Below are 24,983 nucleotides of genomic sequence, written 5' to 3'. Positions count from 1 at the left end.
CGCCCGTCGCTTACTCAACAGCTCATCCAATGTATGCCTCAAATGTAGGCATCGCTGCATCCCGAACCGTCGGGTACTCAAGATATCCAGTGGCTCGGGAAAGAAAGCTCGGTTACGGAAAACACGAATGCCCAGGTCAGCAACTTCTGCTCATCGATGAGCGCGCGGGCCTGGTTGCGGGCCTTGCGGATGTCCGTCAGGGATTTGCGCGGCCAGGACTCCGCAGGAGTACTCTTTGTTTTGGTCGCCCCACCGATACCGCCTGGAGGGATATTTGTTTGGCGCAGTGGTCTAGCTCGCACCTCCATAGTAAAAACGACGCACCTCTTCAAAGGAGGGCGCCGTTTTTGGTTTAAAGCCTTACACCACGCCGACGAAATCGCTCGCTGTCAGGGCGACATGCCCGACCAGATCAATTTGGAAATCGGCGCCATTACCGCTGTTGACATTGCCCTCCACATACGTGTGATCAACCCCGCCGACGTTGGCGAAGTGGTACTTCAATTGCGCTTGGTTACTGAACTCAGTGCCGACGCCATTCCACTCGCCGAGGAAGGCAAAGTCCTGATTACCGGCGGAACCCGCGCCGGAGGTCCGGGCATCGATCAGCGACAGATCGATGTGGTCAGCTCCCTGCGCAAAGTCGGTGATCACATCACGGCTTGCGGTCGAAGTGCCGGAGTCGTTCATTGCGCTGAACATAAAGATGTCCGCCCCCGCCCCACCGGTCAAAATGTCGCGGTTGCCATTGCCGGTCAGCGTGTCAGCACCGCCTCCACCACTGAGGGTGTCGATGCCGCCTTGCCCGGTCAGGGCATTGTTGGCGTTATCGCCGGTCAAGCTGTTGGTGCCGTTGCTGCCGAGGACATTCTCGACGCCGCTCAAGGTGTCGTTACCGGTTTGCGAACTGCTCGCCAGGCCAGTAGACAGGTTGACCGTGGCGTTGGCCGAGGTCCCCGACAGGTCGTAGGTATCGGTGTCGCCACCACCGTCGTAGCTGTCATTGCCGTCATTGGCCGACGCCCGGAAGGTATCGTTGCCAAGACCACCAAACAGGCTGTCCAGGCCTTGCCCACCGATCAGGATATCGTCACCGCTGCCACCGTCCATCCAGTCGTTGCCGCCCTGGCCTTGCAACAGGTTGCTGACGCCGTCGCCCTGGATGTGATCGTCGCCAGAACTACCGGTGACGTTCTCTATACCGGTCAGGGAGTCGTTGCCAGTCTGGGTGCTGGTTGACGTGCCGACGAGCAAATCGACCGTGGCCGGCGCCGATGTGGCCGACAAGTCATAGGTGTCGGTGCCCGTGCCGCCGTCATAGTGGTCGTTGCCGTCGTTCAGCGATGCTCTCATCGTATCGTTGCCTGCCTCACCAAAGACGGTGTCGTTGCCGGCCAGGCCGCTAAGTTGGTTATTACCGCTGTTGCCATGAATAACGTTTTCCAGCCCGTTACCCGTGCCGTTACTGTTGTTCGCCCCCAGCAAGGTCAGGTTCTCGACGTTGGCACCCAGGGTGTAGCTGACCGAGGACATGACCGTGTCGGTACCTTCGTTCAGATTTTCCTGAACCGCATCGCCATTGGCATCCACCATGTAAGTGTCGTTGCCGGCGTTACCCCGCATCGTGTCGTTACCGCTGCCGCCGTCCAGCAAGTCGGAACCCAGTCCGCCGTTGAGGACGTCATTGCCCGAGTAGCCCATCAGGATGTCCTGATAGTTGGTGCCATTGAGCGTGTTGCCGAAGAAGTTGGTGCCTTCGATGAAGCGCCCTACCGCTTCCGAAGGGTCGGACGTCAGTTGTTCCACTGTGCCGTTGTTGTCGGTGTAAGTGGTGATGACTCGCAGCTGCTGCCCGAACTGCGCCGAGGTGGGCGCAAAGGTCGAAGCATTCGCCCCAGCGATACTGATCCAGGCCGCGCCCACCAGTGCTTGCCATTGGAAGGTGAACCCGCTTGGCCCAGGCAAGCCGTCGGCGTCCTGTATGGTCGAGGTATTGGCGGTCAGCCGGTATTGAGCCGGCACCGGACGGCCAGGTGTGGTCGGCGCAGTGGCAAACCCCGACAGCACCGCATTGCCGGTTGGCAGATTGTTGGTGATGTTCAGGTTGACTGTGCGATCGGCGAAACGCAGTTTTTCCATGCCAGTCACGATATCGGTGCCATCGACATTCGCCGCGCCGCCCCGCAAATCCACCACTTTGAACGCCGTGATCAACTCGCCACCCGGCCGGGTGTCGGTGAACTTGGTGATGCTGTAGTCGGCAAAATTGCCACTGTACAGCGCTTCATCGGCTGCGCCGTCGGCCGTGCCTGGGGCTGCGTGGTTGTCACCCAAAATGAAGTCCGGACGGGTCGCTTGCAGGCCAGTAAAGTGCTGAGCGAACCCCTGACTGGCGAGCAAGTGATTCAGATCGGCGAGTTTGATCGAATCGCCTACTATTACGTCATTTGCGCCATTACCTTGGGAAACATCATCGCCACTGCCGCCTATCAACCAGTTTTCTGTGGCATTACCGATCAGACCCGCCAGAGGGTTGGCCGCAGTCGTCGTGTTTGCACGGCTATCGCTGAAGCGTGAACCGATCAAACCCTCAATGTCTGCCAGCAAGGCGTTGAACGGCTGGAACAGCACAGCGGTGCCCGGCGCCGCCACGATATTCTGATTGTTAAGGTCTGCCGCCGCATCCAGGGCAATGTTCACATCGCTGAAGGCCGCGATGTCGAACCCCACGTCACCGAGGGCTTCATCACCGTCACCTTGACCCGGAGCGCCACCCAGGCCAGGCAACAGAATGTCGTCACCGACACCTCCGAACTCCTGGTCACCAGTGGAACCGCCGGAAATGATGTCATCGCCGTCCTCACCGAACAGAGTGTCCGGGCCGTCGCCACCGTAGATCTCGTCGTTACCGTCACCGCCATGCACAAGATCAGTGTCGCCGCCGGCATCGATGTAGTCATTGCCAGCGCCACCGAACAACTCGTCGATCCCGGCTTCACCGTAGAGGTGATCGTTACCGTTACCGCCAATCACCACATCGAGGGCACCTGCGCTGGTCCCGGCATAGATGGTGTCGTCCCCTTCCCCGCCATCGAGGAAGTCTTCGATATCACCGCCGTAGATCACATCGTTGCCGTCACCGCCATAGATATGGTCGGCACCGGCCTTGCCATCGAGGATGTCATCGCCACCTTCGCCATAGATCGTATCGTCGCCATCGCCAGCGTCGAGCCAGTCGTTGTAGTCGGTGCCAGACAATACTTCGTGCGAGTTGTAGCCCACTGCCGCAGTGCCATCAGGGTTCTCGCCCTGGTCCGGACGGTAGTCACGGATATAGGTTTGAGCGGTATGCGTTTCCGGATTGGTCAGGCTGACCAGCAAGCCGTTACCGCCAATCCCGCCCGCGCCACCGGTTGAGTAAACGCCGACATGGTTCGCCGTAATCAGCGTGCCGTATTTGTGCTCGCTCTTGTACGCCGTCGCACTGGCGCCGGAGTCGGTGTTGCTCAGTTCGATGTAGCTGTCGGCGTAACCGAATACATCACCGGCCAGGTGCCGGGCATCGGTGGTACGTTCAATGATGTCCTTGAATTGCTCGGTCACTACCTGTTCGTTGAGGTTGGTCATCGCCGGCAAGCCGAGGTCGAGGCGGAACAGGTAATAGAAACGGTCGCCATCCATCAACCGTTCCATCTGATCCTCGAAGATAGCGTTGAAGGTGGTGCCCAGTTGCCCGGTGTAGACGTGTTTTTCCGCGAGGCCACCGATCCACAGATCAATCGCGTTGTAGCCGTCGTAACCGGCCACATGATTGCCGCTGGCATCTGCCGCACCGGAAAGGAAATAGGCCGCCTCTTCAGCCGTGACGCTGCCACCGGCATAGTTGGTGGTAACACCTGAGGTGTCGGCATCGATGATGGCTTGGGCATGGGCCACGTCACCATCAAATGAATAGGCAGCGATGAAGTTCACCAGTGACTCGGGGTGAATCATGTTGTTGGCGAAGTCACTCCAACTGATATAGGGCGTCAAGCCATCCACGATCAGGTTCGTGTGATGCTGCGCGCCCGCCGGTGACGCCCTCTCCTCGATGAGCGCATCGTGAATCTGCTGACGCGCCTGGTTCAGGGTAGGCAGGCCCAAGTCGCGACCACGAGCCAGGTTGATGGTCGCCAGGTCCAGCGGTTGACCGAGCAAGCCTTGTTGCAGGGCCGGGGTCACGAATTCGTCGATTTCGTTGCTGATCTGCCGGGTCATGCCCAGGGCAATGGCTGTCGGCCCCACCTCGGCAAAACCGCCGGGGTTGAGAAAAGCCTGCTCCAGCGCGTAGTGAGTGATTGCACCGGTCAGGTCGTAGCCACCACTGGCATTTTTTTCCAGAGCATCGATGGTTTCGCGCAGTTGCGAGTGGCCGAAACGAAACGCGGCCTGGCCATACTCCAGCGAAATATTGGCGTTAATGCCCGAGTCATAGGTCACAAACTCTGGCAAATCCGGGGTAATCAAACGCGCGTACTGGTCGATCGCAACGTGCTGGTATTCCATTTCCACAGTCAACTTGGCGGCGTAGAACAGTTTGTCCTGATCCCAGGACACGGTGACGCCATCGGCCAGTGTGAAATTGCCGTTGGCATCAGTGTAAAAACCGCCGCTGCCGTTGCTCACCTGAACCTGCCAGTTGTGCCGCACATTGACGTCTGTCTGCCCCAGCACCTCGTTCTGCAGGTTGATCAGCTGCACGTTGTGGTCTTCATGGAAGACGTGGTGAATGGCGGTGAGGCCGAAGTTTTCGTTCACCCGACCATCACCGGCAATGTAGTGATCGCCCACCGATTGCAGCAGCAACTCGTTGGCCACCGCAAAATCGCCACTGCCGGGAGCCGCGCTGATGGAGAAGTCGGAAAAGTTGACGAAGCTGAACAGGTTTTTCGGCCCCGAATTGTCATAGTTGATGACCATTCCATAAGGGTTGTTCGTGTCGAACGTGATGCTGGTGATGTGCGCATCCAACGACATCAGCTTCGCTTGATCAATATGCACATCATCAAAGTGCGGGTTCATATCCAGCAGGATCGCTTCGCGGGTGTACACCGCTTGTATGCCGGCGGTGCCAGGGTCGGCATCCAGTACATGGCCGCTGGCATCCCGTACGCGGAAGTTCGCGATATCGTCCCAGGTCAGATCGTCGCGACCGGTGGCCAGCACATGAGCGCGCAATTCGCTCAGGGTCGGCAACGTCTGGTGGGTCAGCACACCGTTGAGGGTCCAGGCGGCTTCGTCGCTTAAGGTTGTGCCGTCAAACAGCGCCGCTCCCGCGATGAACTGGCCGGGGTGATTGGGGTCCGCCACCCACTGACGGAGCAATTGAGTCACAGCCTCATTGGAGCCGTAAGTCTGATTCTGATCGATATAGGGCGAGTCAAGGTTGACGTATTGCGCCTGGCCTTGACCGTCCACTTCGCTGACCGAAGCCCGATGCACTTTGATCGAGTAAACCGGCTGCCCGTCCGGGCCGATGGAGCCGTACAGCGGATCATCCGGCGCCAGAGGAATAGTGATCGTCGCGTTCTGATTGGGTTTGTTGATGAAGTCCAGCCCATGGTCGAAGAACTGCCCGAACAAGGTGAACCAGCCGGTTGTCGACGGGTCACCGCTGACGGTGTTCTGGTTGCGAATGTAGTACTGGCCGGAATCCGGTGAGGTGGTATCCACCTCGCCAATGGTGCCAAGAATCCCCGGATCAGTAACGATCGCTACTCCCGTGACGGTATGCTGGATGTGCCCGTTGGCATCGGTAGCAAAAGTTACCCCGCCACTGACGATGGTCTGGCTGATCATCCGGGGGGTGTAGTCCACTAGCGAAGCTGTTGGATCGCTATACAGTGAACTATTGTCAGTCATGGGCGTGACACCGGCGGGAACGCCCGGTCCGGCCAATGCAGCGTTATCCAGATTCTGATGAACGTAATGCGTGTAGTCCGAGTGGGTCAGGCGAATGAAGTTCTGACCAAAACTGCCCCAGCTCTGTCCGTCCTGGGTCAAGTTATTGAAGTGGCCGGAGACGTCGCGCAAGCCGATCGGGTCCCGTGCGCCGTTGTACCAGCGGGTTTCGCCGACCGGAATATCTAGGGGGTTGAAGCTGCCGAGAATACCGAGCACATGGACATTGCCGTCCGAACCGCTGTAGCCGTAAAGAGGATCACCGGCGGCGTTATAACCCACGACATGAATGGTCGGAAACGTAACCTGCTGGTCAAGAAACGAAATATCGTTTTGATTAAGGGTGAAGCGCTTTAGCTCATACATGTCAGTCTCCAGATATCCGTTGAGTTGCTGGGTTTTCCAAACGACTTATCACGATGATCAGGGAACTAAGCCAATGGCAAAAGATGCAAAAGTCGAATCAAAAAACGAGACTTCTATCGCGGATGAGGCTGAGACTTTGGTCGAACCAGCCCCTCCTGTTTGCGAGAAGATTCGCAATGGAATCTGGCGCACCCTGATCAGGGTCCGGGCGCGCAAGCTGAGTCACTCGACCCAGTTTGTCATTGCCGCTGCGGTGATCCTGGGACTGACCATGTTCTCCGTCGGCAAGCTGGTGAGCGAACGAATAGAAAGTGCCGCAGTACAAAGCGCGGCAGAAGCAGGCGCCCACTACATGGAAGCGTTTCTGGAGCCCTATGTGCAGGAGATGAGCCGGGACAACAGCCTCTCGACTGCAAGTGTCCAGTCCCTGGACCGCCTCATGGAAAGTCGTGCGCTAAATCAGCACATTGTCTCGATCAAGATCTGGCGAGCGGATGGCACGGTGGTCTACAGCACGAATAAAGCCATCACCAACCACAAATTCCCAATAGACGAGATCACCGAGGCGCTTAAGGGCAAAGTGGTCACCGACCTTGAAGAGCTGGACCAGGATGAGAACGAGTTCGAGCGCAATCTAAACGTTCCGCTCTATGAGATCTACGCGCCCCTGCGGGATTTCAGCTCCAGGAAAGTCATCGCGGTGGGCGAATTTTATGAAAAGGCCGATAGTCTGGAGCGCGAGATCAATCGCGTCCGACAGCAGGTATGGGGGGTCGTGGGCGCCGCGACGTTGGCAATGCTGACGCTGCTTTTCTTCATCGTGCGACGCGGTGACAACATTATCCAGCGCCAACAAGTGGCACTGCACTTAAGGCTGCTGGAGCAAACCCGTTTACACATCAGCAATGCCGAACTCCAGCGCAAGATGGCGACGGCGACCCAGGAATTTTCCCGGGTCAATGAACTCAACTTGCGGCGCATTGGTGCAGACCTGCACGATGGGCCGGCGCAGTTATTGACCTTGATTCTGATCTGGCTCGACGAGTTGGCCGAAAATTGCTCGGCTGTCGATCAGGAGGCGCTGGAAACCATTCGTGGTGCCGCCACCGACGCATTGCGGGAGGTCCGCGATTTATCACGAGGTCTGGCCCTTCCGGAAATTAACGACTTGAGCCTGGTGGAAGAGTTGCAACTGGTGGCGCAACGGCACGAGCAACGCACCGGCACCAGGGTCACCTTAGCCCTGGGGCCACTACCAGAGGCCGCGCCGCTGCCGCTCAAACTCTGTTTGTACCGTTTTGTGCAAGAAACCCTCAACAACGCTTACCGTCATGCCAACGGCGAGGGGCAGGTCATCCAGGCGCAATACATTGATCAGGTATTAAATATCAGCGTCAGGGATAGGGGTCCGGGTATGGCGGCGGACGCCATGCAACTCGATACATCCGGCAGAACCCGATTGGGGCTCGCCGGTTTGCGTTATCGCGTTGAATCTCTGGGCGGGTTGTTCAGTATCGACTCTTCTACCTCAGGAACGTCGGTCAATGCACAGTTCAAACTTTAGTCAGAAGCGGCTCCGGGCATCCATTGGTGTTTTCCCTGCGCCGATGTGAAATCGCCCGAGAGCTTCGCGCTCCCTGTAATGCCGTAGGGCCGTGACCGCTTCGACACGATTTCGGGCGTGCAGTTTCTGCATCACACAGGTCATGTAGTGCTTGACGGTTTTTTCGCTGATCAACAGCTTTGACGCAACCTCCCTATTGGTCAGTCCCTTTGAAACTTCATAAATAACCTGCTCCTCGCGCAGGGTCAGATCAAACGTGTGAATCTCCGCTTCGTGTTTCTTGAAGTTACTCAGCAGTTTGTTGACAAAATCGGGGGTGATATACGTCTGCCCCTTGGCAACCAACCTGATCGCCAAGACCAGTTCCGGTCCGCTGACACCTTTCAACACATACCCGAGCGCGCCGGCCTCCAGCGCCAAAAAGGCGTCATTTTCGGATTCTGAAACCGTCAGCATCAGCACCTTCACATCCGACAGCTCAGTGGAAATGAACCGCACCGCGGCGAAAACATCGCCCGGCATATTGACGTCCATCAGCATCACATCCGGACGCACCCTCTGGGCGATATTCCTGGCATCTTGCGCACTGGCGCCCTGCTCCATGACCTGAAGATCCGCCCGTCTTCTCAATATGTTGGCAACGCCCTCACGCAACAACGGATGGTCGTCGACAATGCAGATACGAATGAACGGATTCATGACGCGCTCCCGAAAGGATTAGCACTCGAACGAACGATCATTCATTAATAGCAGGAAACCTGGGATGACACCGGTCACCCGTCGTGTGTCCCAGGCTCCGGGCGTTCGAAAATCAGACTTAGGTCTGATAAAAGTCGATCGTCAACAAACAATCACTGTTACAAAAATATAAACATTTACACCACAACCCATTGTTTTTAAAGGCCTCTAAAAACGTCAAAAAAACAGACAGCCTCATAAAACCCGGTTCCACCTTTATCCGACCAACAGTCGCTCTCCTACGCTCAGGATTCCGATAGGCACTCCACAAATCAAAAGTTGCATGTCTACGATATAGCTACAGCTTTGGAAAGAAATCACTAATGCATACAGTTCTAAAAGCTAAAACTTTGGAGAATGCCAGATTTCTTTTTGCAATCGTTAACGATAATGGATTGTGCGGACTCATCGATTTAGACACCGTCCCTTGGGTTGAGAAGTTTAACGTCAAAATAGTCCTCCAAGTGCTGCCGGCTCCCAGTTCATGATCACCAGTTCGCCACTGATCTCGGCTTTGCCCTGCCGTTGGTTGGTCGTGGTTTAGCGAATATCCAGCGTTTCAAAGTGAAAGCCTTCAAACACCCGGCGGATGTCCGGGTGGTCGTTGATGCTGACCATCACCCTGCCCTTGCAGCGGCGCATGAAGTCGGCCATGCGTTCGTAGTTCTCAAACGGAAAGTCCACCCCATACCCGGCGGTCTGCCAGTACGGCGGGTCCATGTAGTGAAGGTAGGCGGCCGGTCGTAGCGCTCGGCGCACTCCAGCCAAGGTAGGTTCTTGACGTAGGTGCCGGACAGGCGTTGCCAGGCAGCTGAAGGGTTTTCTTCGATGCGCAGCAGGCTGATCGACGGGTTGGTGGTCGCGGTACCGAAGGTCTGCCCGGAGACTTTACCGGCGAAGGCATGGTGCTGCAGGTAGAAAAATCGGGCGGCACGCTGAATGTCGGTGAGGGTTTCTGGACGGGTCAGCTTCTGCCACTCGAACACCTGGCGCGAGCTGAGCGCCCATTTGAATTGGCGCACGAACTCTTCAAGGTGGTTCTGAACCACGCGGTACAACGTCACCAGGTCACCGTTGATGTCGTTGAGCACTTCAACAGGCGCGGCCTGGGGCCGCATAAAGTACAGCGCGGCGCCTCCGGCAAAGACTTCAACGTAGCATTCATGCGGTGGAAAAAGCGGGATAAGGCGGTCGGCCAGACGGTTTGCCGCCCATCCAAGGAATGATTGAGGTAGACATGGATAGCAAGACCTTTACTGTATAAATAAACAGGTTCCAGGCTCGCTCCGCTTTGTGCACAGAGCAGGAGCCTTGGCGGGACTTGCAGGGACAATCTGCGGGGACGGTGTCCAGGCTGGATGTTGACGCATCCAGACTGGCCGTTCCTTTTACTTTGAGACTCAAACTTCTTTGCCCGGGCACAACTCCCGCGCTCCAGGCAATCAATCCGCCACTTCAAGAACGACTTTCTGCGGCTTGCCGGAGGCCTTGGCCTTGCCCTCCTCCCCACCATTGCACTCTACCGACACCGTCCATCCGGACGGGGTGAAGGTGTGATCGACCGACTCCCCCAAGTAGTCGCCATCGAGCCCGCGCTTGAAGCCTTGCGCCTTGATCATGCATTCGGCAAACAGGTCGGTCCGGCCCGGCAGGTCGAGGCGCACCGAGGCGGGGGATCGGTTGAACGCGGCCAGGCGCGCCTTCGCAGCCTCGTCGGCCGCCGTGCGGGCCGGGGAGATATGCCGATCGGTGTGCACCGGTGGCATGCCCTCGGGCACGATGGGATTGGGGCAGGGCGAGTGGACCAGCCACGATCTATGCAAATTGGCCCGCACCAGTTGGGGCAGATATTGGCATTGACCACCTGATCGGCGAGCTACTGATCAACCACGCCATGGGCCACAACGTGAAGGTGTACATCCAGTCGGACGTCATGAGTCGCAAGCTCGATGCACTGGAACAGTGGCACATCCATCTAGATCAGAACGGTTTATCCCTGATTCACGGGTTGACCGGTGTTGGCCGACATCGCAGATATAAAAGAGTCCAGACGTAGAATCACGTAGTTGCGCCGGCGAGCTGTGATTTCGTAGACGTTACCATCCAGCGCCCTGAGCATATCAGCGCACTCCGACGGAGCTAGTTCAATACGGTCATCCAGCGTACTGTTGAGGAGATCCTCCAATACCAATGCATAACGCTCGATCCGTTGATTCACATTCTTGGCGGTGACATGCAGGTAAGCCGCCAAGCGCTCCAATCGGATGACGAAGTCCAGCACCGTATTTGCGTCGCCACCATGACGTGCCAAGAACGCAATCACCATCGGCACCCAGTCGGAATTGTCGATCCGGTTTAGCCAAGTGAATAGCTCGTTGATCTTGTTGGCAGCCGAGGAAGACACATGGCGCGCTCTTCGCTATCAGATACGCCTCGGCATAGGGGGCGACCACTCGCTCGATAAGCGCCTCAGATGACTCCACTTTGCTCAGAACATGGTCGCGGAACTCTTCTAGCAGCATTCGCCGTGCCTTGAAGCGGCCGTAAATCATGCGGATATGACCGAAAAGCTCGTTGAAGCCATCACGTCCGGTGGAGACCTCCAGATCCTCCCAACGGTCATTGAAAGCCTCGTGCTTACTCTCTGACAGCTTGCCGATCACCTCAGCCTGAATGATGTCCGTGGGCAACAAATCCAAGCCACGACACTGCGAACAAAAGCCTTCCGCAGAACCTGTACTTCGATGCGCGGCGCTCAACCTATCGCTACCGGCGGCCGACTGACGGGAAATGGTTCCAGTTCGGCACCGACCGCATCAAAGCGATCGATGCCGCGAAACAGTTGCACCTGGAGTTTATGCGCGGCGCTGACCTGGTAGGCGCCGTGATGTCCGCATCATCTGAATCGTTCGCCACCTTCCTCGACACCTACGAACGAGACGTCCTGCCGCCGCGCGAACTGGCCAAAGGCACGCTCGGCTTGTACGCGGTGCACTTCCGACGCTTCCGTAAGCAGTTCGAGGGCAAGGCCGTCGACCAGATATCCATTCGCATGATCGCGGAAATGCTGGACGCACTCACGCCGCGCACGGCCAACCAGTGCCGCGCACTGCTGACCGACATCTTCAACCACGCCGCGGCCAAGGGCTTGCGCCCGGACAACCCGGCAGCGAGCACGATCAATCGCATAGAGAAGAAACTGCGCAAGCGCCATACCGTCGAGGGACTGAAAGCCATCCGGGAGAAATCGCCTGCCTGGCTGCAGAACGCAATCGACTTGGCGCTGATCACCGCCCAGCGGCGCACCGACAGTCTGGACATGCGGTTTGACGGAGTGCGGGAGGGCCACCTGTACGTGGTGCAGAAGAAAACGGCAAAGGCCAGTGACGCAGCATGGATTCGCTTTCGAGTGACACCAGTGTTGCAGGCAGTCATCAGCCAGTGCCGCGACGATGTTGTCGCGCCGTACCTGGTGCACCGCAAGCCTGATCGCCTGAAACAGAAACAGAAACAGGCACAGACCAAGGACCACTGGACGAAGGTTGAAGAGAGGTATTTGACTCGAGCGTTCAAGGACGCCCGAGAGGCGGCGGAATGCTACAAGGGATGGAAGGAAGAAGAGATGCCGGGCTTCCATGAAGTGCGGGCGCTGTGGCTGCACCTAGCAACCGGGCTCAACCCGAACATGGGATCCGTACCGAACCCCCGCGTGTGCATCATTTGCTCATCAAGCAGCGTGTGAGGCTTGCCCTCGCTGTCGATGAACCGGTATTCGATAGCGCCGCTGCTAGTGCGCCGGGGCGGTGAAACCGACTGCGGAAGAATGAACTCCAGCGAAGATAGATCGCGACCAACCAAATGGGGCTCATTGAAACTATTGCCGCTGAGCAGAAGGCTGGCCACCACGCATTCCCAGAACTCAACAGGGGTTTGGTCGGCGTTCGGCTGCTGGCTGATTACCCGGTGTACAGGGTGAGAAGTGGCCACCTCTGGCACACCGTTTTTGTCTTCGTAAAGCGCGATCGGGAGAGTGGCCAACGTTTCGGCAATGAGTCGAACGCAGGCCCACACCGTCGACAGCTGAAGCGCTGTCTGCTGGCTCACGGTTTTGCCCGACGCGGAATCGGTGCCGTAGTAGCCATTCCAAAAGGCAGCATCACCGAGACCGATACGCCGGCCAACCCAACCTGCCAACGAAGATTTGACCAGCCCGGGCTCTGCCGATTTAAACAGCGCCTGCCGCAATACTGACTTGAGAGGTTTATTCACCGGTCAGCCCCTTGCGAATGAATCCAGAGGCGGCCAAAAACGATGCAGCGGCGGCAATAAACGCCCAACCGAGACCGGCCAGGAGAAATACGCCGGCGACAAACAGGCACAGAGCCGCCACGGCCGCCACGATGAAGAGGATCAGGCCTGTATCCATGGGTGAGTTATCCAACAATGATTGGTTTTGAAAAGAAGTCGCTGATGTTGCCGCTGTTGTCGTTGGCCAGAATTAGCGCCCTGCCGATGGCCATGATCAGCGCCACCGCGCCGTCGATCTTATTGTCGTCACCCTGCTTAATGGGCCGCACGACATCGTCGTTGCCTGGCATGTTTTTGCCGATCACGTTGGCGATACACCAGGTCATGATCGGATGCCCATCGTGATGAAACCTGCCGGCGGTGATGGCCGCCTCGAGTTCCTTCATGGGATCGGACATGTTGGTGTAGTTCTGCGTGATCGTGATCGGGCTGAAGCCTTCGTCATCAAGATCGTGGCTGAGGCCCGTTGCGCCGTGTGGGTCAATCGGGCACTCGCGGACCGGCGCCTGGTGATTGGCTTCCTTTGTGTCTTCGAAGATTTCGCGGTAGTCGATCTCGGCGCCATCGGTTATCTCCAGATGCTTGGAATTGATCCAGGCCTGGAACCGTTCAGACATGCGCTTGTTGTCGCTGTCGTAAGCGGTGTCATAGGGCACCCAGAACTTCGGGGCCACACTGTAATAGTGGGTCTTGCCATCAATGACCCGCCAGAACAGCCGCGCCCGCGAGTTCATGTCCAGCTTGCGCGCTAAGTCGAAGCCAGCAATCCACTCTTGCCCCTCGAACTGCTCTAGCGTGAGCGTGGTGTCTTCGCAGGATTTCCAGTCCTCCATGTTGAAGAAGCCAGACTTCGCGCTCACCCAGAGATTGAGATGCTTCGTTTTGAACGTGTTCGCGAAGCGGGCCGAGCGAATTGCCCTGGCTTGCTGGCTCTCCAGGTACTCTTGGAACACCGAAACCCCGTGGTTCGGGTTGGCCTTGGCCAGCATCTTCGGATCGGTCCACTCATCACCCTCATCGAGGGTCCATATCCAGCCAAACAACTCTTCGTCGGGCACGGTGCCCGCCAGCATCTCCACGACCTGCCGACGTTTGTCGTAGCAAGGCCCTTCGATATCGGCACCGGCGGTGGTAATGATGAACATCAACGGCTGCCGACGAGCACCCATGCCGGTGAGCATGGTGTCGTACTGAGCCGACGTCGGGTGTTCGTGATATTCGTCGACGATCGCGCAGCTGGGCGAAGCGCCGTCGCCCGGGTTGCCAATCAGCGGTTCGAAGCGACTGAAGTCGGACGGGATGTTCATGTTCGAGGCGTTGACCTCGATGCCCGCCGCTTGAATCAGCATTGGGGACTTGCTCACCATCAGTTTCGCGGGCCGAAAAACCTCCCACGCCTGCTTCTCTGTGGTCGCACCGGCGTACACCTCGGCGCCGAACTCGCCATCGGCCACGAACATGCCGATGCCCACGCCACCCGCGACAACGGATTTACCGTTCTTGCGAGGCACTTCCCAGTAGCTTTCGCGGAACCGCCGGTGCCCGCCCTTCTTCTTGACCCAACCAAAGGTGACAGCGAGGCCGAACAACTGCCACGGTTCCAGGGTGATGAGCTGACGTTTGAAGGCCCACTCACCTTTTGTGTGCGGCAGCAACTGGATCAGCTTTAGCTTTTTCTCGGCTTTGACCGGGTCGAACTTGAATCGAAAGCCGCGCTTTCTACTGGCAGCCAGGTCGTCAAAGTGGCGTTGCACTGCCTGATGGATGTACCGGCACGCCGGCACCTTACCGCGCAGCACGGAACGACCCCACGCCATCGCCTTATCGACATTGGCGTGCAGGGCTTTGGTCATCAGGAACTCAGTAGTTTGGCGAATTCGTTAGTGGATGATTGCTTGTTACCGCCAATGATTCGCGTCCGACTGGCCGGATCGAGACCCAGCAGTGAGCCGAAGGTGACCAACTGGCGCATGGACTCATTCGCCGCGGTGAGTGCGGGGTTCTTCATCGGGCTGCCCTGGGACGACTCGACAACGATGCCGAACTTCTGGACCGCTTCTTCGGACATCCGCCACTTGTCATAGGCGGTGCAGAACGCTTCGACGTTGTGCAGATCAGTCAGCGCAACAACTTTTTCCCGGAGTAATTCAGGGATAAGCATCTTCCACATGGTGGCTGCGCGCTCGCTCAACCACTCCGGCGGATCAATATTTGTGACAGTGGTGAACTGAGGCTCATCATTGTTGAGCGCCCGCTTTCCGGGGTTCCCAGCAAGTTTTTTCTGAGCCGTCGGCTTGGGTTTGCGACCACGGCCGGCGACCGTGGCGGTGCCTCCCATCGCGCAACTCCTGATTTTTTAATTTCGCGGGTGTAAGAAAACGATTGAGGGCGCGGTCTAGAAGCAAAAAGGCCCAGACTTTCGACCCTCCCCCTCCCCATGAGCGCGAATCGCTCTCATTTGGTCGAATTTCACTGTTTTTCCGGGGTTTTTCTGCTTTCAGCGCCTCGCATTGCCGAATCCGCCGTCTTCGCCGGCCGTCTTGACCGAGTGGCACGGCCCGCAAAGGCTTTGCCAGTTGGTCTTGTCCCAGAACAGGGCCATGTCGTTCTTGTGAGGGATGATGTGGTCGACATCGGTGGCCACAACCACCAACCCACGCGACGAGCAACGAAGACAGAACGGATGCTTCGCGAGGAAGCCGGCTCGTGCCTGCTGCCACTTGTAGTTGTAGTGTCGCTTGGTGCTGCTCTCCCTAGGCTTGGCCCGGGCCGTGCTCTTCAGCAGGTGAGCATGCTCATCACAGTAGCGAGGGTTGCGCGTGAGCGTGTTGCAACCTTGGGCGTTGCACGGCTTCTGCGGCCTCAGCGGCATGGCGTGCCATCCATGTAGGTGAGAGGCTGGGCATCAGAGTCTTCAGGCTCGTCCTCGGCCATCGCTTGGATCAACAGGCTCTGTTGCTCTGCAATCCTTTCGAGGATCGCTGTCTGCTTCTTCTGCTCGCTCAGTATCTCGGCGAGATAGGAGATCGCTTGCCCGCTCATATGCAACTGCACTCCACTTCATAATCCACTCGCGCCGGGCGGCGCATCCAGTGCACGCCATCACCGTTCACCTACTTGGTCAGATTCGGCTGCAGTACGACGCGGGCAATCATCACCAGGAGGCCAAGCACGCCATAGCCGACTCATTTTGTTGTCCTTGATCCGGCCTCATGCCGGGTAATAACCAATAGCCCACTTAAACGAATCACGCCAGCCGGCGAGGATCCCCTATGTCCGCCCAACAGAAGAAACACCCCTTCGATTTCAAAACTCAATACGGACTCGGCTTCAGCACTCAGGACGATGAGATCGTTGTCGACTTCTTCTGTGGGGGTGGCGGCACCGGTACCGGGCTGGAAATGGGCCTGGGTCGCGCGGTGAATGTCGCGAAGAACCATAGTCCTCACTCACCACGGACTGGTCACCGCATTCATGGAGCGTCAGTTCGGCGCCAGCGTAGGCCAGGCGGTTGATGAGCCAGCGCCGACTATCACGGCGGGCGGCGGTGGAAAAAGTTCGCTGGTCGAGTTCCAACTTTCGCCTGAGGTTGAAGCCGGCGCGCTGCGAGTAGCGGCATTCCTGATCAGCTACTACGGCACCGAGAACGTGAGTGGCGCCGATGAGCCCGCGCCGACCATCACCACCAAGGACAGGCTGGGCCTGGTAACCGTGACTATCAAGGGTACGCCGTACGTGATCGTCGACATCTGCCTGCGGATGCTGCAACCGGCCGAGTTGTACAAGGCTCAGGGCTTTCCCGCCGACTACATCATCAGTCACGGCGCCGACGGCAAGCCGTTCACCAAAACCCAGCAAGTGCATATGTGCGGCAACAGCGTCAGCCCGCCGCCGATGGCAGCACTGGCCCGCGCCAATGACCCGTGGAGAGTGGTAGAACGACAGTCCGCTGCCGCTTAAACATCAATCAGACGAGCCGCTTGGGTCGAGTCAATGGTTGGTATCGTTCCAGAGCCTTGGTGTTGCTCGATCCACTTGCGAGTCAGCTCTACGTCGAAGCGCCAATCGTGCGCATGCACCAGCACCAGCGCCGTTCCGGTCACTCGATAGTGCCCGCACTTCGGGCAGGCTCTTTCTTGGTAATCATCGCCAGCATCAATTTCGGCCGCCGGCTCATCGCAAATCAAGCAAGTCATGAACTTCCCCTTTTTGGCTAATCGCTCAACTGTAGCTGATCCCACAAACCTCCACCGCCCGGGCATGACCCGGCATAGGACGCCCCATGCCCACAGAAAACCATGTCGATTGTCCGGCGCTGCATAAGCGAGCCAAGGATTACCCGTACGGGGATCGCGTCCCGCGCACGGTCAGGATGTCGAAGACTGTCACCGCCGATCCGATGCCGGGAATTGGTTTCGCCTATCTCAAGGGTGACGTGCCGATAGCACCATGCAGAAAAGCCTTTCCAGCATGGACAAATAGCTATGGCGCCGTCGCGGCTGTGATGCCCGACGGCAAGCAGCTTGGACTTCGGCCTGGTGAGTTCGAGGTCGAAACTTGGCATGAGGTCGGATCCCACAAGCGCATCTACCTCAGCGGACCAATGACCGGCCTGCCCGCCCTCAACTTCCCCGCCTTCGCCGCAATGACCGCCAACCTGCGCGACGCTGGCCACGCCGTTACCAACCCCGCCGAGCTCAACCCTGACGGCGGTTCCTGGAACGATTGCATGCGCCGCGACATCGCCGCCCTGATGGACTGCGACACGGTGGCCACGCTCCCGGGCTGGGAGCATTCAAAGGGCGCCCGCCTCGAAGTGCTGATCGCTGAACGCCTCGGCATGACGGTTGTGAATGCCCATGACCTGGTATCGATGGAGATTGCAGGATGAGCGAAGTTCACCGATACCAAGTCGTTACGATGCTTTCAGCGGCCGGCGCGACTATTGGCTATGACCCGCACGGGCCTGATGTCGTGATGGCCGCTGAGTTTGATCGGGTCACCGCTGAGCGTGACGCCCTCCAGCTGCGCCTGAACGTAGCGGATCAGCGGATTGATGAGCTAACCCATTCAAAGGATGAGCAGGTTGCCTTGATGCCGGTGGAGCGCAGTTACGACGTGCGCGCCAAGCAAATCCTAGCCTTCAACACTTGCAAGCAGGGCGGCGGTGATCTGGATGATGCGCTGGGTGCGGCATACAAAGCAGCACTGCGTTACACCCCTCACCCAAGCGAGCAGCCCGCGCCGGGATCGGTAGTTCGCCCCGTTGATCCTGAGCGCGAGCGCCTGCTTGAGATCATCGAGCGTTACCCAAACAGCGATCCACTCGAATACAACGCCGCCGTTCGCAAACTCCAGCAGTAACTCCCTCCCCCTTCAAAGTCAGCCGCTATAGCGGCAAAGGACAGGTATTGCCCAATGAAAAGAACAGTCGTACTGACCGGCAAGGCGGTCGTGAATTTTCGAAAGGTTATTGAGGACATGGATGACGACGAGGTTGCCGAGTTGGTGGCCAGTGATGATTTGCGCGGGGCGCAGATCGATGATGACGACCTGCTTGATATCGAGTGGATTCATGACGAAGTCGACATCAAGGTGACGCCATGATCGCCCTCGCCTGGTTCGCCTACGTGTACTGCTACAAGAGGAAGCGACGTTCACCTCGCCAGTCACCTTGGAGAGCGCGGGGGAGTAGCCCTACTGACGAGATGAACCATTAAACCTTAGCCCAACTGCTGAGCCTGCTTTAACCCTTCATCTGATTTCCAAAACCAACATACCAGCCTGCCGGTGAACGGCGGGGAGGAAGCCTCATGCCTGAAATCAAGTGCGACCACGGACATGTGCCCAATGTCAGCACGCCGGAATGGATCGCTCAGCTCAGCCTTGACCAGATGCGTCGAGCGGTCGAGCTGATGAGCGAAAAGATCAAGGCGGCCGAGGCGCAGCCAAAACGGGTTATCTGGCGAGTTTGCTGCGGCGGCTTATGCCTTGCCAATTACCGGGAGGACGAATACGAGAAAGCCGCGGATCACCTGCAGCGCATCTTCAAAGAGTCATTCATGGAAGAGGCGGCGGATTACGTGAAGAAGCCGTACGGGACGGAAACATTCCGCCGATCGCTGCCGAGCATCGAGATCGAGCGGGTTACCCAGTTCGAGTACGACACCGAGTGGTTCCCCGCGAAAACCCAGTAACCACCTTCTGCCGCCACGCGCGGCATGGAGCAATACGCCTATGGGCAACAAAGCATCAGCCAGAAGCCTGCCCCTTGCCCCCAGGTTCATTCGGGCAGGCGAGGCGCCTACGTACCTGAGCATGTCTCTCCCTCTATTTAACGAGATCGTCCGCCCGTACGTGAACGAGTTCCCTATCGGCGAACGCGGCGTCGGCTTCGACCGTCAGGAGCTGGACGAGTGGGCTTCCTCCTACGTGGCAGCCAAAGCAATTGATAAAAACCGCGCCCCGGAGCAACAATTGCCCCGCAGCGAGCGCCAGAAAGGAGATACACAATGGCGCGAAAAACGATCACAGGCCTCTCCCAAAGGAAAGGTATCTGGCATATCGACAAAAAGATCAACGGCGAAAGACTTTACGAATCTACTGGGGCAACTGACCGGCAAGAAGCAGAGCGCTACCTGATCTTCAGGCTTGAACAGATCCGACAGCAGAAAGTGTACGGCGTGAGGGAAGTGAGGACGTGGCGGGATGCTGCGATGAAGTTCCTCCTTGAGATCAAGGATCAACCCTCATTCAAGCTGTCGGCGCACCACCTTTCACAGCTTGACCCGTTTATCGGCGACATGGCGCTGACCCATATTGATGATCAGGCCTTGGCGCCGTTCATCAAAGACAGGTTGGCGACCAAGACGCTTGAGGACGGCAAGGTAAAAAAAGGTGTCAGCAACAGAACGGTGAATATCTCGATTGAACGTGTCGTTCGGGTTTTATCGTTGTGTGCCAGGAAGTGGCGAGACGATGAGCGCAGGCCCTGGCTGGATAGCGTGCCGATGCTCACGAAGCTGGAAGAGAAGAAGTCGAGCCGCAAGCCGTACCCGATGTCATGGCAGGAGCAGTCGATTCTATTTGCGGAATTGCCGGCTCACCTGCAAACGATGGCGCTGTTCAAGGTGAACACCGGCACGCGGGAGCAGGAAGTCTGCAAATTGAGATGGGATTGGGAGATTTCGGTGCCGGAACTCGGGACCAGCGTTTTTCTGATCCCGGCTGATTTCGGCGGCAGACACGCGCGGTCTGGCGTGAAGAACGGCGATGAGCGACTGGTCGTGCTCAACAGCGTGGCCAAGTCGATCATCGATCGGCAGCGCGGGCTGAGTAAGGACTGGGTTTTCCCTTACAACGGAATCGCGATACATCGGATGAACGACACGGCATGGAAGAAGGCGCGGGTGAGAGCGGCGAAACTCTGGCAGGAGAAAAACCTTCGCCCCGCTCACCCAGGTTATGCATCCATCAGGATTCATGACCTTAAACACACGTTTGGCCGTCGGCTACGCGCAGCAGGCGTTACCGAGGAAGACCGCAAGGCACTTCTGGGCCACAAGAACGGCAGCATCACCAGTCACTACTCGGGCGCTGAGCTCGGACATCTGATTGAAGCTGCGAACATGGTATCAGCAACCGATTCGCGTGGACCTGTCCTGACAATTCTGAAGAGGAAACAGGCGTGAAAAAATAGAGGAGTCACGCAAAAGTCACGCACATGAAAAAGGCCAATGCTGTGAACATTGGCCTAAGTCATTGAATTATATGGTCGGGACGGAGTGATTCGAACACTCGACCCCTAGCACCCCATGCTAGTGCGCTACCGGACTGCGCTACGCCCCGACTAGGCGTGTAACTCGTTCCTCTTCTCGAGGAACGCTCAAGAATATATCGCAAGCATTTGAAAACTGGAAGTATTCAAATGCAGGAAATTATTTCTTGAGAACCACCAACACATCTTCCAGCTCAGCAATCATCTGCCGAATCATCTGTTTGTATTGGGTGGTGTCGTCTTTGGCTTCATCGCCGGACAAGCGCAAGCGCGCGCCGCCGATGGTAAACCCTTGATCGTAAAGAAGCGCGCGAATCTGCCGGATCATCAGCACGTCCTGTCGCTGATAATACCGGCGGTTTCCGCGGCGTTTGACGGGGTTGAGTTGAGGAAACTCCTGCTCCCAATAGCGCAGCACGTGCGGTTTTACCGCACACAGCTCGCTGACTTCACCAATGGTGAAGTAGCGTTTGCCTGGGATGACGGGTAGCTCGTCGTTATGACTTGGTTCCAGCATAAGCCTCAACTCGGGCCTTCAACTTCTGCCCTGGACGAAAGGTGACCACACGGCGAGCCGTGATCGGGATTTCTTCCCCCGTTTTCGGATTGCGGCCAGGCCGCTGGCGTTTGTCCCGAAGGTCGAAATTGCCGAAACCGGACAATTTGACTTGTTCGTTGTCTTCAAGAGCGTGCCTGATTTCTTCAAAAAACAGTTCGACCAATTCCTTGGCCTCCCGTTTATTCAGGCCCAGCTCTTCATACAGACGTTCCGCCATCTCAGCTTTCGTCAGAGCCCCCATACGTCACTTCCTTAACGTGGCGTTCAACCTTTGTTCGAGCGAGGTGAGGATGTTTTGCGTCGTGGTATTCACCTCATCGTCATTAAGAGTGCGCGATGGATGCTGCCAGGTCAAGCCGACGGCAAGGCTTTTTCTATCAGGATCAATGCCTTTACCCTGATACACGTCAAATAGCCTGAGGTCTGTCAGCCATTCGCCTGCATTTTCACGGATTACGCCCAGTACGGCACTGGCTGCGACGTCTTTGTCTGCCAGCAACGCAAGGTCACGACGCACTTCAGGAAAGCGCGATAACTCCTGGAATTTTGGCATGTTACCCAATGCCACTTCAGCCAGAACCAGCTCGAAAACGAAGACCGGACGGTCGAGACCGAGGGTTTTCGACAATTCGGGGTGGATAGCGCCGACAAAACCGACCAGACGGCCTTCACGTTCGATGCGCGCGGTTTGACCCGGGTGCAGCGCTGGGTGTTTGCCCGGCACGAAAGTGAACGAGTCCAGCGCACCGGCGAAGCCTAGCACCGCTTCCACGTCAGCCTTGACGTCGAAGAAATCCACGGCATCGCGACCCTGCGCCCAGCCTTCCGGCAGACGACTGCCGCACACCACACCGGCCAGCATTGGCTCTTGCTTCAGGCCTTCAAGTTGACCGACAAAGCGCAGTCCGCTTTCGAACAGGCGGACACGATCCTGTTGACGGTTCAGGTTGTGCTGGAGTGCCTTGACCAGACCTGGCCACAAGGAAGAACGCATGGCAGCCATGTCGTTGGAAATCGGGTTGGCCAGCAGCAGCGGTTCCACACCCGGATTAAACAGTTCGAATTGTTTCGGATCGATGAAGCTGTAGGTGATCGCTTCTTGATAACCACGGGCGACTAGCAGACGACGCAGCTCTGGTAGATCGCTACGCGCTTCTGCCTTGGCTTGCGGCGCCAGACGAGCTTGCGGATAACGAACCGGCAGACGGTTGTAGCCGTACAGACGGGCCAGCTCTTCAATCAAATCGACTTCCAGGCTGATGTCGAAGCGATGGCTTGGCACTTCAACGCACCACTGCCCTGCCCCATCGGCGGAAACGGTCAGGCCCAAAGCATTGAGCAGACGTTCGACTTCGACCGAATCCATTTCCATGCCCAGCATCTGGGTTATGCGTTGCGCACGCAGAGTGACCGGCGCGATTTTCGGCAGGTGTTGCACGCTGACGGTTTCGATGATCGGGCCGGCTTCGCCGCCAGTGATGTCCAGCAGCAGGCCAGTGGCGCGCTCCATGGCTTCACGGGCCAGCTGCCAGTCCACGCCGCGCTCATAGCGGTGCGAGGCATCGGTGTGCAGGCCATAGGAACGAGCCTTGCCAGCGACTGCGATCTGATCGAAGAACGCGCTTTCAAGGAAAATATCGCGAGTGGTCGCCGTGTTGACGCCACTGTGCTCGCCACCCATGACGCCGGCGATCGCCAAAGCGCGGGTGTGGTCGGCAATCACCAGCGTATCGCTACGCAGGCTGACTTCCTGACCGTCGAGCAGAACCAGCTTCTCGCCTTCTTCGGCCATGCGCACGCGGATGCCGCCATTGATTTCGGCGAGATCGAACGCGTGCAACGGCTGACCCAGCTCCAGCATCACGTAGTTGGTGATGTCGACAGCTGCATCGATGCTGCGCACCTCGGAACGACGCAGGCGTTCAACCATCCACAGCGGCGTAGGCTTGGACAGGTCGACGTTACGGATCACTCGGCCCAGGTAACGCGGACAAGCGGCCGGCGCCAGCACTTCAACCGAACGCACTTCATCGTGCATGGCTGGAACGGTCGCAACGACCGGGCGGGTGACGCTGGCAGCGTACAGCGCGCCGACTTCACGAGCCAGGCCAGCCAGGGAGAGGCAGTCACCGCGGTTCGGGGTCAGGTCGACCTCGATGCTGGCGTCGTCCAGGTTCAGGTACTCACGAATGTCCTGACCGACCGGCGCATCGGCCGGCAATTCCATCAGGCCATCGTTGCCTTCACCCACTTGCAGTTCGGCTTGCGAGCACAGCATGCCGTTGGACTCAACGCCACGCAGCTTGGCTTTCTTGATTTTGAAATCGCCCGGCAGTTCGGCACCGATCATGGCGAACGGGATCTTCAGCCCCGGGCGCACGTTTGGCGCGCCACAGACTACCTGGAAGGTTTCCGAGCCATTGCTGACCTGGCAAACACGCAGCTTGTCAGCGTCCGGGTGCTGCTCGGTGCTCAGCACCTCGCCCACGACCACACCACTGAAAACACCGGCGGCCGGCGTAACGCTATCGACCTCAAGACCGGCCATCGACAGACGAGCAACCAGCTCGTCGCGACTTACCTGCGGGCTTACCCAGCCACGCAGCCATTGTTCACTGAATTTCATCCTGCTCTCCTAAGAATTCGTTACGACTAGCGAAATTGCGCGAGGAACCGCAAGTCGTTGTCGAAGAACAGACGCAAGTCGTTCACGCCGTAACGCAGCATGGCCAGACGTTCAACGCCCATGCCGAAGGCAAAGCCCGAAAACTCTTCCGGGTCGATCCCGGACATGCGCAACACGTTCGGGTGAACCATGCCGCAGCCCATCACTTCCAGCCAGCCAGTCTGTTTGCAGACGCGGCAGCCTTGACCGCTGCACATCACGCATTCCATATCGACTTCAGCGGACGGCTCGGTGAACGGGAAGTACGAAGGACGGAAACGCACGGCCAGTTCTTTTTCAAAGAACACACGCAGGAACTCTTCGATGGTCCCTTTCAGGTCGGCGAAGTTGATATCGCGATCGACCAGCAGGCCTTCAACCTGATGGAACATCGGCGAGTGAGTGATATCGGAGTCGCTACGGTACACACGGCCTGGGCAGACGATGCGGATCGGCGGCTGTTTCGATTCCATGGTGCGGACCTGTACCGGCGAGGTATGGGTGCGCAGCAACATGTTGGCATTGAAATAGAAGGTGTCATGCATCGACCGGGCCGGGTGGTGGCCTGGGATGTTGAGCGCTTCAAAGTTGTGATAGTCGTCTTCGACCTCAGGGCCTTCGGCAATGCCGTAGCCGATGTGGGTGAAGAACTGTTCGATACGTTCCAGAGTCCGGGTAACCGGATGCAGACCACCGGAGGTCTGGCCGCGGCCAGGCAGGGTCACGTCAATGGACTCGGCAGACAGTTTGGCGGCCAGGTCGGCCTCTTCAAACAGTGCCTTGCGAGCGTTGAGAACCTCTGTGACACGCTCCTTGGCAACGTTGATCAGGGCGCCGAATTGCGGACGCTCTTCTGCCGGCAAATTCCCCAGGGTCTTCATCACCTGAGTCAATTCACCCTTTTTGCCAAGGTAGTGAACCCGGATTTGCTCCAGGGCATTGATATCTTCAGCGCTTTGCACAGCCTCTAGTGCTTGAGAGACGAGCGCATCCAGGTTTTCCATGTACAGACTCCAGATACAAAATAGGGGAAGAGCTTGAAGGCTCTTCCCCTATTTATGACGTT

At 57.7% G+C, this 24,983-nt stretch carries 22 protein-coding genes, 1 tRNA gene and 5 pseudogenes; 10 read left to right on the top strand and 18 right to left on the bottom strand.

What is annotated here, in order from left to right; all coding sequences use genetic code 11:
- Window positions 1-360: 360 nt before the first annotated feature.
- Window positions 361-6,306, bottom strand: coding sequence for a peroxidase family protein (locus ACA048_RS10645; protein ID WP_497629062.1), 5,946 nt, complete (start codon window positions 6,304-6,306; stop codon window positions 361-363).
- A 73-nt stretch (window positions 6,307-6,379) separates the two neighbouring features.
- Between ACA048_RS10645 and ACA048_RS10640 the strand changes: the two genes are divergently transcribed.
- Window positions 6,380-7,870 (top strand): sensor histidine kinase, encoded by a 1,491-nt coding sequence (locus ACA048_RS10640; RefSeq protein ID WP_497629061.1) that lies wholly within the window; start codon window positions 6,380-6,382, stop codon window positions 7,868-7,870.
- Here ACA048_RS10640 and ACA048_RS10635 read toward each other — a convergent pair whose 3' ends face one another.
- From ACA048_RS10635 to ACA048_RS10625, 3 genes and pseudogenes are all read right to left on the bottom strand, one after another.
- Window positions 7,871-8,569 (bottom strand): response regulator, encoded by a 699-nt coding sequence (locus ACA048_RS10635; protein ID WP_497629060.1) that lies wholly within the window; start codon window positions 8,567-8,569, stop codon window positions 7,871-7,873.
- A gap of 486 nt (window positions 8,570-9,055) precedes the next feature.
- A pseudogene (locus ACA048_RS10630) lies at window positions 9,056-9,847 on the bottom strand (DNA adenine methylase).
- Between the two features lie 203 nt (window positions 9,848-10,050).
- Window positions 10,051-10,395 (bottom strand): annotated as a pseudogene (locus ACA048_RS10625) (phage late control D family protein); the annotation flags it as partial.
- Here ACA048_RS10625 and ACA048_RS10620 point away from each other — a divergent pair.
- Window positions 10,394-10,625: pseudogene (locus ACA048_RS10620) on the top strand (tyrosine-type recombinase/integrase); the annotation flags it as partial. The pseudogenes ACA048_RS10625 and ACA048_RS10620 sit on opposite strands and share 2 nt — an antisense overlap.
- A 136-nt stretch (window positions 10,626-10,761) precedes the next feature.
- Here ACA048_RS10620 and ACA048_RS10615 read toward each other — a convergent pair.
- Complete coding sequence (locus ACA048_RS10615; protein ID WP_497629059.1) at window positions 10,762-11,307, bottom strand: hypothetical protein; 546 nt, start codon at window positions 11,305-11,307, stop codon at window positions 10,762-10,764.
- A 5-nt stretch (window positions 11,308-11,312) separates the two neighbouring features.
- On the opposite strand from ACA048_RS10615, the pseudogene ACA048_RS10610 reads away from it, so the two are divergent.
- A pseudogene (locus tag ACA048_RS10610) lies at window positions 11,313-12,272 on the top strand (phage integrase Arm DNA-binding domain-containing protein); the annotation flags it as partial.
- Here ACA048_RS10610 and ACA048_RS10605 read toward each other — a convergent pair.
- From ACA048_RS10605 to ACA048_RS10575, 7 genes are all read right to left on the bottom strand, one after another.
- Window positions 12,206-12,679 (bottom strand): phage portal protein, encoded by a 474-nt coding sequence (locus ACA048_RS10605; protein WP_497629841.1) that lies wholly within the window; start codon window positions 12,677-12,679, stop codon window positions 12,206-12,208. The pseudogene ACA048_RS10610 and the gene ACA048_RS10605 sit on opposite strands and share 67 nt — an antisense overlap.
- A 190-nt stretch (window positions 12,680-12,869) precedes the next feature.
- A complete protein-coding gene (locus ACA048_RS10600; protein WP_497629058.1) occupies window positions 12,870-13,034 on the bottom strand; it encodes a hypothetical protein in 165 nt (54 codons plus the stop codon).
- A 7-nt stretch (window positions 13,035-13,041) separates the two neighbouring features.
- On the bottom strand, window positions 13,042-14,769 hold the full coding sequence (locus ACA048_RS10595; protein WP_497629057.1) for a terminase large subunit: 1,728 nt from the start codon (window positions 14,767-14,769) through the stop codon (window positions 13,042-13,044).
- Window positions 14,769-15,254 carry a phage terminase small subunit P27 family gene (locus tag ACA048_RS10590; protein ID WP_477809797.1) on the bottom strand — a complete coding sequence of 162 codons (486 nt, stop codon included), beginning with the start codon at window positions 15,252-15,254 and terminating at the stop codon, window positions 14,769-14,771. The genes ACA048_RS10595 and ACA048_RS10590 overlap by 1 nt, the downstream gene beginning before the upstream one ends.
- 159 nt (window positions 15,255-15,413) lie before the next feature.
- Entirely contained in the window at window positions 15,414-15,788 is a 375-nt protein-coding gene (locus tag ACA048_RS10585; protein WP_497629056.1) for an HNH endonuclease signature motif containing protein, read from the bottom strand.
- Window positions 15,779-15,958, bottom strand: a complete 180-nt coding sequence (locus tag ACA048_RS10580; protein ID WP_497629055.1) for a YebO family protein — start codon at window positions 15,956-15,958, stop codon at window positions 15,779-15,781. Before ACA048_RS10580 ends, ACA048_RS10585 begins: the two co-directional genes overlap by 10 nt.
- 143 nt (window positions 15,959-16,101) lie before the next feature.
- A complete protein-coding gene (locus tag ACA048_RS10575; RefSeq protein WP_497629054.1) occupies window positions 16,102-16,356 on the bottom strand; it encodes a hypothetical protein in 255 nt (84 codons plus the stop codon).
- A gap of 10 nt (window positions 16,357-16,366) precedes the next feature.
- On the opposite strand from ACA048_RS10575, the pseudogene ACA048_RS10570 reads away from it, so the two are divergent.
- Window positions 16,367-16,876 (top strand): annotated as a pseudogene (locus tag ACA048_RS10570) (DNA cytosine methyltransferase); the annotation flags it as partial.
- On the opposite strand, the gene ACA048_RS10565 reads toward ACA048_RS10570, so the two are convergent.
- On the bottom strand, window positions 16,873-17,112 hold the full coding sequence (locus ACA048_RS10565) for a hypothetical protein (RefSeq protein ID WP_497629053.1): 240 nt from the start codon (window positions 17,110-17,112) through the stop codon (window positions 16,873-16,875). The pseudogene ACA048_RS10570 and the gene ACA048_RS10565 overlap by 4 nt on opposite strands.
- A 389-nt stretch (window positions 17,113-17,501) precedes the next feature.
- On the opposite strand from ACA048_RS10565, the gene ACA048_RS10560 reads away from it, so the two are divergent.
- From ACA048_RS10560 to ACA048_RS10535, 6 genes are all read left to right on the top strand, one after another.
- On the top strand, window positions 17,502-17,807 hold the full coding sequence (locus ACA048_RS10560; protein WP_497629840.1) for a DUF4406 domain-containing protein: 306 nt from the start codon (window positions 17,502-17,504) through the stop codon (window positions 17,805-17,807).
- Window positions 17,804-18,280 carry a hypothetical protein gene (locus ACA048_RS10555; protein ID WP_497629052.1) on the top strand — a complete coding sequence of 159 codons (477 nt, stop codon included), beginning with the start codon at window positions 17,804-17,806 and terminating at the stop codon, window positions 18,278-18,280. Before ACA048_RS10560 ends, ACA048_RS10555 begins: the two co-directional genes overlap by 4 nt.
- Window positions 18,281-18,334: 54 nt before the next feature.
- Entirely contained in the window at window positions 18,335-18,523 is a 189-nt protein-coding gene (locus ACA048_RS10550; protein ID WP_497629051.1) for a hypothetical protein, read from the top strand.
- Window positions 18,524-18,729: 206 nt separating this feature from the next.
- Complete coding sequence (locus ACA048_RS10545; RefSeq protein ID WP_497629050.1) at window positions 18,730-19,113, top strand: hypothetical protein; 384 nt, start codon at window positions 18,730-18,732, stop codon at window positions 19,111-19,113.
- Between the two features lie 40 nt (window positions 19,114-19,153).
- A complete protein-coding gene (locus ACA048_RS10540) occupies window positions 19,154-19,558 on the top strand; it encodes a hypothetical protein (RefSeq protein WP_497629049.1) in 405 nt (134 codons plus the stop codon).
- Window positions 19,444-20,607, top strand: a complete 1,164-nt coding sequence (locus ACA048_RS10535; RefSeq protein ID WP_497629839.1) for a tyrosine-type recombinase/integrase — start codon at window positions 19,444-19,446, stop codon at window positions 20,605-20,607. The genes ACA048_RS10540 and ACA048_RS10535 overlap by 115 nt, the downstream gene beginning before the upstream one ends.
- An 80-nt stretch (window positions 20,608-20,687) precedes the next feature.
- On the opposite strand, the gene ACA048_RS10530 is transcribed toward ACA048_RS10535, so the two are convergent.
- The 5 genes from ACA048_RS10530 to pheS form a co-directional block, all read right to left on the bottom strand.
- Window positions 20,688-20,764 (bottom strand) — tRNA-Pro (locus ACA048_RS10530).
- A gap of 89 nt (window positions 20,765-20,853) precedes the next feature.
- Window positions 20,854-21,210, bottom strand: coding sequence for a MerR family transcriptional regulator (locus ACA048_RS10525; RefSeq protein ID WP_003179985.1), 357 nt, complete (start codon window positions 21,208-21,210; stop codon window positions 20,854-20,856).
- Entirely contained in the window at window positions 21,191-21,493 is a 303-nt protein-coding gene (gene ihfA / locus ACA048_RS10520) for an integration host factor subunit alpha (protein ID WP_002553164.1), read from the bottom strand. The genes ACA048_RS10525 and ihfA overlap by 20 nt, the downstream gene beginning before the upstream one ends.
- 3 nt (window positions 21,494-21,496) lie before the next feature.
- Entirely contained in the window at window positions 21,497-23,878 is a 2,382-nt protein-coding gene (gene pheT, locus ACA048_RS10515) for a phenylalanine--tRNA ligase subunit beta (RefSeq protein ID WP_497629048.1), read from the bottom strand.
- A gap of 26 nt (window positions 23,879-23,904) precedes the next feature.
- Entirely contained in the window at window positions 23,905-24,921 is a 1,017-nt protein-coding gene (gene pheS, locus ACA048_RS10510) for a phenylalanine--tRNA ligase subunit alpha (RefSeq protein WP_497629047.1), read from the bottom strand.
- Between the last annotated feature and the right edge of the window lie 62 nt (window positions 24,922-24,983).

The sequence above is a fragment of the Pseudomonas sp. LBUM1659 genome (assembly GCF_059716045.1).
The sequence above is the reverse complement of the archived record's forward strand: the minus strand, read 5'-3'. Positions and strand labels throughout refer to the sequence as shown.

What these genes read in the sequence shown, in the direction of transcription:
- ACA048_RS10635 (WP_497629060.1), bottom strand. Translation starts at nt 8,569, where the DNA reads ATGAATCCGTTCATTCGTATCTGCATTGTCGACGACCATCCGTTGTTG.
- ACA048_RS10525 (WP_003179985.1), bottom strand. Translation starts at nt 21,210, where the DNA reads ATGCTGGAACCAAGTCATAACGACGAGCTACCCGTCATCCCAGGCAAA.
- ACA048_RS10580 (WP_497629055.1), bottom strand. Translation starts at nt 15,958, where the DNA reads ATGAGCGGGCAAGCGATCTCCTATCTCGCCGAGATACTGAGCGAGCAG.
- ACA048_RS10565 (WP_497629053.1), bottom strand. Translation starts at nt 17,112, where the DNA reads ATGACTTGCTTGATTTGCGATGAGCCGGCGGCCGAAATTGATGCTGGC.
- ACA048_RS10645 (WP_497629062.1), bottom strand. Translation starts at nt 6,306, where the DNA reads ATGTATGAGCTAAAGCGCTTCACCCTTAATCAAAACGATATTTCGTTT.
- pheS (WP_497629047.1), bottom strand. Translation starts at nt 24,921, where the DNA reads ATGGAAAACCTGGATGCGCTCGTCTCTCAAGCACTAGAGGCTGTGCAA.
- ACA048_RS10555 (WP_497629052.1), top strand. Translation starts at nt 17,804, where the DNA reads ATGAGCGAAGTTCACCGATACCAAGTCGTTACGATGCTTTCAGCGGCC.
- ACA048_RS10590 (WP_477809797.1), bottom strand. Translation starts at nt 15,254, where the DNA reads ATGGGAGGCACCGCCACGGTCGCCGGCCGTGGTCGCAAACCCAAGCCG.
- pheT (WP_497629048.1), bottom strand. Translation starts at nt 23,878, where the DNA reads ATGAAATTCAGTGAACAATGGCTGCGTGGCTGGGTAAGCCCGCAGGTA.
- ACA048_RS10585 (WP_497629056.1), bottom strand. Translation starts at nt 15,788, where the DNA reads ATGCCGCTGAGGCCGCAGAAGCCGTGCAACGCCCAAGGTTGCAACACG.
- ACA048_RS10540 (WP_497629049.1), top strand. Translation starts at nt 19,154, where the DNA reads ATGGGCAACAAAGCATCAGCCAGAAGCCTGCCCCTTGCCCCCAGGTTC.
- ACA048_RS10640 (WP_497629061.1), top strand. Translation starts at nt 6,380, where the DNA reads ATGGCAAAAGATGCAAAAGTCGAATCAAAAAACGAGACTTCTATCGCG.
- ACA048_RS10575 (WP_497629054.1), bottom strand. Translation starts at nt 16,356, where the DNA reads ATGGTTCTTCGCGACATTCACCGCGCGACCCAGGCCCATTTCCAGCCC.
- ACA048_RS10550 (WP_497629051.1), top strand. Translation starts at nt 18,335, where the DNA reads ATGAAAAGAACAGTCGTACTGACCGGCAAGGCGGTCGTGAATTTTCGA.
- ihfA (WP_002553164.1), bottom strand. Translation starts at nt 21,493, where the DNA reads ATGGGGGCTCTGACGAAAGCTGAGATGGCGGAACGTCTGTATGAAGAG.
- ACA048_RS10545 (WP_497629050.1), top strand. Translation starts at nt 18,730, where the DNA reads ATGCCTGAAATCAAGTGCGACCACGGACATGTGCCCAATGTCAGCACG.
- ACA048_RS10595 (WP_497629057.1), bottom strand. Translation starts at nt 14,769, where the DNA reads ATGACCAAAGCCCTGCACGCCAATGTCGATAAGGCGATGGCGTGGGGT.
- ACA048_RS10600 (WP_497629058.1), bottom strand. Translation starts at nt 13,034, where the DNA reads ATGGATACAGGCCTGATCCTCTTCATCGTGGCGGCCGTGGCGGCTCTG.